General features: G+C 34.7%; 7 protein-coding genes. All 7 read left to right on the top strand.

Annotated features, from left to right (window positions below; genetic code table 11):
• Window positions 1-141: 141 nt before the first annotated feature.
• The 7 genes from ABZA65_RS12275 to ABZA65_RS12245 are packed head-to-tail and all read left to right on the top strand — an operon-like array spanning window position 142 to window position 7,863.
• The gene (locus ABZA65_RS12275; RefSeq protein WP_373074073.1) at window positions 142-405 is read left to right on the top strand and encodes a hypothetical protein; all 264 of its coding nucleotides are present in this window, start codon (window positions 142-144) and stop codon (window positions 403-405) included.
• Window positions 398-2,629 (top strand): chemotaxis protein CheA, encoded by a 2,232-nt coding sequence (locus ABZA65_RS12270; protein ID WP_373074071.1) that lies wholly within the window; start codon window positions 398-400, stop codon window positions 2,627-2,629. The genes ABZA65_RS12275 and ABZA65_RS12270 overlap by 8 nt, the downstream gene beginning before the upstream one ends.
• Complete coding sequence (locus ABZA65_RS12265; protein ID WP_373074069.1) at window positions 2,626-3,456, top strand: protein-glutamate O-methyltransferase CheR; 831 nt, start codon at window positions 2,626-2,628, stop codon at window positions 3,454-3,456. The genes ABZA65_RS12270 and ABZA65_RS12265 overlap by 4 nt, the downstream gene beginning before the upstream one ends.
• A gap of 10 nt (window positions 3,457-3,466) precedes the next feature.
• Window positions 3,467-4,357, top strand: coding sequence for a sensor histidine kinase (locus ABZA65_RS12260; protein WP_373074067.1), 891 nt, complete (start codon window positions 3,467-3,469; stop codon window positions 4,355-4,357).
• 7 nt (window positions 4,358-4,364) lie between these two features.
• Complete coding sequence (locus ABZA65_RS12255; protein ID WP_373074065.1) at window positions 4,365-4,820, top strand: chemotaxis protein CheD; 456 nt, start codon at window positions 4,365-4,367, stop codon at window positions 4,818-4,820.
• Between the two features lie 2 nt (window positions 4,821-4,822).
• Window positions 4,823-5,863 carry a chemotaxis response regulator protein-glutamate methylesterase gene (locus ABZA65_RS12250; protein ID WP_373074063.1) on the top strand — a complete coding sequence of 347 codons (1,041 nt, stop codon included), beginning with the start codon at window positions 4,823-4,825 and terminating at the stop codon, window positions 5,861-5,863.
• The gene (locus tag ABZA65_RS12245) at window positions 5,860-7,863 is read left to right on the top strand and encodes a methyl-accepting chemotaxis protein (RefSeq protein ID WP_373074061.1); all 2,004 of its coding nucleotides are present in this window, start codon (window positions 5,860-5,862) and stop codon (window positions 7,861-7,863) included. The genes ABZA65_RS12250 and ABZA65_RS12245 overlap by 4 nt, the downstream gene beginning before the upstream one ends.

Raw genomic sequence — 7,863 nt, 5'->3', positions numbered from 1 at the left:
TCTCATCATGTTGATTCTAATAGATCTTCTAGACCTGCCCCTAAAAAAATAGCAGCTAAACCTGTACCTAAAAAGGCTAAACCTGCTCAAGACGCTGATGACGTCTTCCCTCTTGATGAAGAGGACCTTAAGGAGTTCTAGATGACTATTGACGGTGATGTACTAGAGATCGATCTAGACATAGACATTGACGATGTAAAAGAGTTAAAAGAGTTTGTAAGTACTAGACTTGAGTATATAGAAGAGATCAAAGTTGGGAATGCTACAAATCCATTCCTAACATCTTCTGTATTACAGTTATTGTTTAGTATGAAAAAGACTAAACCATCTTTAAATATTCCAATTTTAGATGGACCATTAACTCTCGATACATACGGGAAACTGCATTGGGTAAATGATGGATAAAGAACAAATACGAAATATATTTATTGAAGAAGCAACTGAGATTATCGAAAATCTCGATGTCAATATAATTAACTTTGAAGAGAACCCTGAAGACAAAGACATTCTAAACGAATTATTTCGTGGGGTTCACACGTTAAAAGGTAGTGCTAACTCTTTTGGTTTTACTAGACTAGGAGAGTTTGTTCACCACTTTGAAGATGTGCTTGATCACTATAGAAATACTGATGATATTGTTGATCGCGACAGTATAGATATTTTCTTTAGTGCAGTTGATGTGATTAAAGAAGTTATGTGGCGTGAAGTTGAAGGTGATGAGAGTGTACCTGATAACTATGCAGAAACATTAGAGGGTATAAAAAGTATTTTAAAGCGTGAAAAAGGTACATCAGGTAATGATGAAGAAATGCCTGATCTAGCTTCTGAATTTGGCAACAGTTCAGATGATTCTGATGATGATTCCAAAAAAGATAAAAAGAAGAAAAAAAAGAAAAAGAAGAAAAAACTTCAACAAGATGGTGAAGAAACTGAAGATATGGATTCAGAAGATACAGAATCAAATTCAGACTACATTGATGAAGCTTACAGTGTTGAGGATATTCAGAGATTAAAAGATCAAATTCAAGATGGTGAAAACCTTTATCACATAAAACTGACTCTTGATGATGATATCTACTTCCGTGGTTATGATCATGCTAAGATATTTAAACTTTTAAGTGATGATGGAAGAATCCTAGAATCTTGGTGGGATATGAGTAATATCAGTGATCTTGATGCATTTGATCCTGAACGTTCACAAATAAAATGTGTTGATCTTTTTATAGCTTCAAGAGAATCTGAAGATGACATAAGAGAGTTCTTTGAATATATTGAAGATAATGAGTACATGATCAAACATGTATCTACTGAGGATGATGACACTCCTGAACCTGAACCTCTTAAAGATGAAGATATCAAATTTGGAAGACGTGCTGAAGATAAAGAAACTGAAGCAGGAGAGATAAAAGAAGCACCTCAAGATAAGGGTAATATACCTCAAAGACGCAAAAGTGATATGCGTTCGTTTGTTAAAATAGATACAAATAAACTTGATGAACTTTTTGATTCTGTAGGTGAGCTTGTAATTGCACAAAACTTTATAGCTGAAAGCGAAGATATTAAACGCATTAAAAGTGAAAGCGTCAGCAAAACCATAAATCATCTCTCAAAAATTACGCGCCTTATTCAGAACCGTGTAATGGGACTTCGTATGGTTGCAGTTCACGATACGTTTGAGAAGATGAAAAGGGTTGCACGTGATGCATCTAAAAAAGTAAATAAAGAGATTGCTTTAGAGATTGATGGTGCTGAAACAGAGATAGATAAAACAATGGTTGACTCACTATCTGATCCGCTAATTCACATTATGAGAAATGCTATTGATCATGGGCTTGAAGATACACCTGAAGATAGAGTTGAAGCAGGTAAACACGAAGTCGGTGTTATACGTCTTCGTGCATTCCACCGTGGCGGGAACATAGCGATCGAAGTTAGTGATGACGGTCGTGGAATTAACCGTGATAAAGTTTTTGCAAAAGCTGTAGAGCGTGGATTGATTAATGAAAATGATGAACTAAGTGACTCTCAGGTATTTTCACTTATTATGCAGGCAGGTTTCTCAACTGCAGATACGATCAGCGATATATCTGGTCGCGGTGTAGGGCTTGACGTTGTAAGAACTGCGATTGAAAAACTTCAAGGTAAAGTTGAGATAGCATCAGAAGTTGGTAAAGGTTCTACTTTTACAATACTTCTTCCGCTGACTCTAGCTATTATTGACGGTATGGTTGTAAAAAGTGCAAATGATACTTTCATAATACCTACTTTATCAGTCGTAGAGTCTTTTATACCTTCAAAAGATATAATTCACTCAATGAAGAAAAAGGGAGAGTTTGTAGACCTTCGTGGTGAGATGATTCCAATTGTAAGACTCAATCATGTCCTTAGCATTAATGAGGACAGACCTGAAATATCTGAGTCTACACTTATGTGTTTAGAGAATGAAAACGGTAAGTATGCCCTACTGGTAGATGATCTTATAGGTCGTCAACAAGTTGTGATCAAGTCTCTAGGACCAACACTCTCAAAAATTAAAGAGTTATCAGGCAGTGCGATAATGGGTAGCGGAGAGATTGCACTTATACTTAATGTAGAGGAACTACATGCACCTGAGGTATCCAAAGTGTGAATGAACAAAACCAACTAAATGACAGGACATTTAAAAAATACCAACAACTCATATATAATGAGGTTGGCATAAATCTAGCTGATCACAAAAAAACGCTTGTTCAGTCACGTCTTAGAAAATGGTTGGGTAAATATGGTGTTTCCACATATGAAGATCTATATAAAATGATAGAGGATGATAAAACAGATCAGATGCTTATCATGCTTGTTAATGCTATTACGACTAATGTAACTTCTTTTTTCAGAGAGGAAAACCAATGGTTATATCTCAAAAACAAACTTTTTGAGATAGTAGATCAAAAACAAAAAAGAATTCGTATTTGGAGTGCGGCTTGTTCAAGTGGACAGGAACCGTATACAATTATGATATTTTTACATGAAAATATACCTGACTTTGATATGTGGGATATAAAAATTTTAGCCACAGATATATCTGAAGAGATTTTGCAAAAAGCCATAAAAGGTGAATATACTCAAAAGGATGTAGAGGGATTACCTAAAGGGATGATCAAAAAATACTTTATAGAATCTTTTAATGAAAAAGGTATAAAAATCTACTCTATCATAGATGAATTAAAAAAACATATTACTTTTAGAATCTTCAACTTGGTGACTGGAGACTTTAAAATATTTAAAAATAAATTTGACATGATCTTTTGCAGAAACGTGATGATATACTTTGACAGAGCAACTCAAAGCACACTTTTAGAACATTATGCAAAACTTCTAGATAAACACTCAAGATTGTTTATAGGACATTCTGAATCAATTCACAATAAAAACGAAACATATAAGATGGTAATTCCATCTATATATCAAATAAGATAAAGGGTTAATCATGGATATTTCACAAACATCAGACAATGAATTACTAGAAGAGATTGGACGTAGATTTGAAGAGAAAAAAGCTTCAATAAAAGAGATGGAGTTTATGACGAAAAAGCTCCTTGATCTAAATGAAAAAAACAAACAGGCACAAGATGTAAAAAGTAGATTTCTATCACTTATCAAAAATGAGTTTAACAACCCTATGTCATCGCTTTTAAATCTTGCAAATATGATGAATAAAAAATTTGAAGATGAAAAAGTTAAAGAGCTCTCTTCTATGATGAAGATGGAGTTGTTAAAACTTGATTTTAGTCTAAAAAATATCTTTAGTGCTTCAGAAATAGAAGCAGGTGAAATAGCAAACGACTATTCAATAGTAGATATTAAAAATATATATGATGAGATCGTTGAGTATTTCAGCTATCTTATAGAAGATAAAAACTTGACTATTAACTACGATTCAAAATGCGCTGAAAGTATCGTAAGTGACTCTCAAAAAATCAACATGATACTTTTAAACCTTATATCTAACGCTTGTGAATACTCTTATAACGACGCTGCGATAGATGTAGTTATAGGGTGTAATGAAAAAAATTATGTGCTTGTTGTTGAAGATACCGGTGAAGGTGTATCACATGATCATGCAAAAGATATTTACAACAGGTTTAGTCATTTTGAATCTGGAAACACTAGAAGAACTGCCGGACTAGGTCTTGGTTTAAGTGTAGCACGTGGTTTTGCTGAAGCTTTAAACGGAAGTATTGACAACATTACAAAAAACGGTAAAACGATTTTTATGGTGACAATACCAAAAGTTGATAAAGCAGAAGTAGACTTGTCGCAAGGTATTGGTTCAAATGAATTTATATTTGATGACAGTGACGGTATGGTAGAGTTCTAACATGTATATGAAAAAATTCATCCACGTAGGTGAAATATTTATAGGTGCTAAACCAACTGAAATTAGTACAGTACTTGGTTCATGTGTTGCAGTTTGTTTATATGACAACATTCAGCGTATAGGGGGAATGAACCATTATCTTGTCCCTTTATGGAATGAAAATGGTCTACAAAGTCCGAAATATGGCAATATATCTATACCAAGACTTATAGAGAGTATGGAAAGTATCGGTTGTAACCGTGCGAATATGGAAGCTAAAATATTTGGCGGTGGAAATGTTATAGACGTATCAACAGAAGATATGATGGTTGGTAGAAAAAATATACTTATTGCAAAAGAGATCTTACGTGAATACAGAATACCTATTAAAGCAAGTGATGTCGGTGGAGACAAGGGTCGTAGAATCATGATGAGAAGTGATACCGGAAAAATTTTCCTAAAATATACACAAAAGAGTGAATAAAAATGGCTATAAAAGTTTTAGTGGTTGATGATAGTGCTACTGCCCGTGCTATACTTGTCGATATATTAAAATCGGATCCTGGAATTGGTGAAGTTGATACTGCACCAGACGCATATATAGCTAGAGATAAAATAGTAAAAAATAAACCTGACGTAGTATGTTTAGATGTTGAAATGCCTAGAATGGACGGTATTACTTTTTTACGAAAGCTTATGAAGCATATGCCACTTCCTGTAGTAATGGTATCTTCACTGACCCAAAAAGGTGCCCAAACTACTCTTGATGCACTTGAGAGTGGAGCAGTCGACTTTATAGGTAAACCACACTCTAATATATATGAAGGTTCATCTGAGATCAAAGATGAACTACTCTCCAAAGTAAAAAATGCTGCATATGCACATGTTACAAAACACGATACAAATATACAAACTAAACATCTTACATATCAATCACAACTTGAAACCACTCAAAAACTTATAGCTATAGGGGCATCTACCGGAGGTGTTGAAGCACTAAAAGAGTTTTTAATGCAGTTTCCAAGAAACTCACCTGGTATGATTATTGTCCAACACATGCCATCTAACTTTACGAAACAGTTTGCAGAACGTCTAAACAGTATATGTCAAGTTGATGTCAAAGAAGCTGAAAATAATGATACAATAGTACAAGGTCAAGTTTTAATTGCACCAGGTGATCTGCATATGGTACTACGACGTTCAGGTCATAGGTATTATGTGCAGTTAGGATCTGGTGAAAAAGTTTCAGGACATCGACCGTCGGTCGATGTTATGTTTAATTCGGTTGCAAAATCTGCAGGTGCAAATGCAATAGGTGTAATATTAACTGGAATGGGTTCAGATGGAGCAAAAGGTCTTTTAAACATGAGAAATAGCGGCTCAATGACATTTGGACAAGATAAACAAAGTTCTACAGTTTATGGAATGCCTAAAACTGCATATGAAAATGGTGGCGTAATTGTTCAAGATTCTTTAGCAAATCTGCCATCTAAAATTTTAAAACATCTAGAAAAGGAAACAGAATGAAAATGACAATAAAAAAACAGTTAATAATAGCGTTGCTATTAGTAGGTAGTATACCTTTTATTACAATGGCTGTTACTTCTTATGTAAAATCTAGCAATGCGCTAGACCATGAAGCACATGAAATGATGGAGATGGCAAGGGATTTAAAAAAGAACCAGCTTCTTGATTACTTTGATATGCTAGAAAATGGTATTGAAAATCTATCTGAAAACAGACAAATCCATAACCTGTATGATAAGCTTGTTGATCGTCATAAATTTCATAAAATACAAGCAAATGAAGGCTACACACGTATTATAAATCTTCCTGATGTTAAAGCAATATATAACGAGTTTGATGGTTACTTTGGGAACTTTATGAAACATAACCAACTTGATGATGTGTATTTAATCTGTTCAAAACACGGTCATGTTATGTACTCTGTTACAAAAGAATCAGACCTAGGTGAAAATCTTCGTACAGGTGAGTTAAGAAATTCAGCTATGTATGAAGCTTGGCATACTGCCGTGGTTGATAAAGAACCACATATGACAGATATGAAAGCATATGCACCTTTAAACGGTGAACCTGCAATGTTTATGTCTGTTCCAATTATAGAAAACGACATAGTAGAAGGTGTAATTGTTGTTGAAATTGATCCTCATAAAATCAATGCAATTCTTAATGATCGTACAGGAATGGGTGAAACAGGTGAAGCATATCTTGTAGGTCAAGATAACCTTATGAGAAGTAACAGTTATCTAGATCCAGAGAATCGTTCACTTGTAGCTTCATTTAAAAACCCTTCTAAAGGTTCAGTTAAAACAAAAGCTGTACAAGAAGCATTAAATGGACAAACAGGTACAGAGATGGGTACAAACTACGATGGTGAATCAGTTATGTCATCTTATACCCCTTTTGAATTTTTAGACCTAAAATGGGCAATGATAGCAGAGATTGATGAGCATGAAGTGTTTGAAGCTGTATATGACCTTCGTAACAACACTTTAATTATGGCGATAGTATTTATAACAATAATTATTACAATAGCCTTATTACTAGGTAGATATATCTCAAATCCAATTGCTGCAGCTGTAAAATCAATAATGGAAGCGAATGAACAGGTGGTAAGTGCATCAACAGAGATTAGTGATTCAGCTACAGGATTAGCAGAAGGTGCGAGTGAGCAAGCAAGTAGTGTTGAAGAAGTTAGTGCTACTATTGAAGAATCAACTGCTATCAATACTCAAAACTCTTCAAATTCTCGTGAAGCAGATATTCTTGCTAAAGATGCAAAAACTTCTGCTGAAGATGGTGCTAAAAAAGGTGAAGAGCTTATTAAAGCTATGGATGAAATCAATAGTTCTAGTGAGCGTATCTCTAAAATTATTAAAACAATCGATGAGATCGCTTCACAAACTAAACTTCTTGCACTTAATGCCGCTGTTGAAGCTGCTCGTGCAGGTGAACACGGTCTTGGATTTGCGGTTGTTGCAGATGAAGTTAAATCACTAGCTCAACGCTCAAGCGATGCTTCTGCTGAAACTGCTGCTATTATTGAAGAAGCTATAGCTCAGACTAAAAAAGGTTCTGAAATATCTGAACTGACTTCAAAAGCGTTTGCTGATATTCTAGAACGTATTAACAAAACGTCTAACTTAATAGGTGAAATATCAATTAGTGCTAAAGAGCAAAGTGAAGGTATGAATCAAATTGCTACTGCTATGGGTGAAATTGATAATGTAACTCAGCAAAATGCTGCTACTAGTGAAGAAGCTGCAGCTGCTGCTGAAGAGTTAAATGCTCAAGCTATCTCTATGAAAGAGACTGTTAATATTATTGCTGCTATGGTTGGTGAAGCTACAAACACTATGAGTGTATCTCATCATGTTGATTCTAATAGATCTTCTAGACCTGCCCCTAAAAAAATAGCAGCTAAACCTGTACCTAAAAAGGCTAAACCTGCTCAAGACGCTGATGACGTCTTCCCTCTTGATGAAGAGGACCTTAAGGAGTTCTAG

Origin of the sequence: Sulfurimonas sp., from assembly GCF_041583195.1 — a bacterium.
In the GTDB taxonomy this organism is placed as follows: domain Bacteria; phylum Campylobacterota; class Campylobacteria; order Campylobacterales; family Sulfurimonadaceae; genus Sulfurimonas.
This window is presented reverse-complemented; position numbering and strand designations above follow the sequence as displayed.

Bases quoted from the DNA above. Each gene is read 5' to 3' on its own strand.
- ABZA65_RS12255 (WP_373074065.1), top strand. From the start codon at position 4,365: ATGAAAAAATTCATCCACGTAGGTGAAATATTTATAGGTGCTAAACCA.
- ABZA65_RS12260 (WP_373074067.1), top strand. From the start codon at position 3,467: ATGGATATTTCACAAACATCAGACAATGAATTACTAGAAGAGATTGGA.
- ABZA65_RS12245 (WP_373074061.1), top strand. From the start codon at position 5,860: ATGAAAATGACAATAAAAAAACAGTTAATAATAGCGTTGCTATTAGTA.
- ABZA65_RS12275 (WP_373074073.1), top strand. From the start codon at position 142: ATGACTATTGACGGTGATGTACTAGAGATCGATCTAGACATAGACATT.
- ABZA65_RS12270 (WP_373074071.1), top strand. From the start codon at position 398: ATGGATAAAGAACAAATACGAAATATATTTATTGAAGAAGCAACTGAG.
- ABZA65_RS12250 (WP_373074063.1), top strand. From the start codon at position 4,823: ATGGCTATAAAAGTTTTAGTGGTTGATGATAGTGCTACTGCCCGTGCT.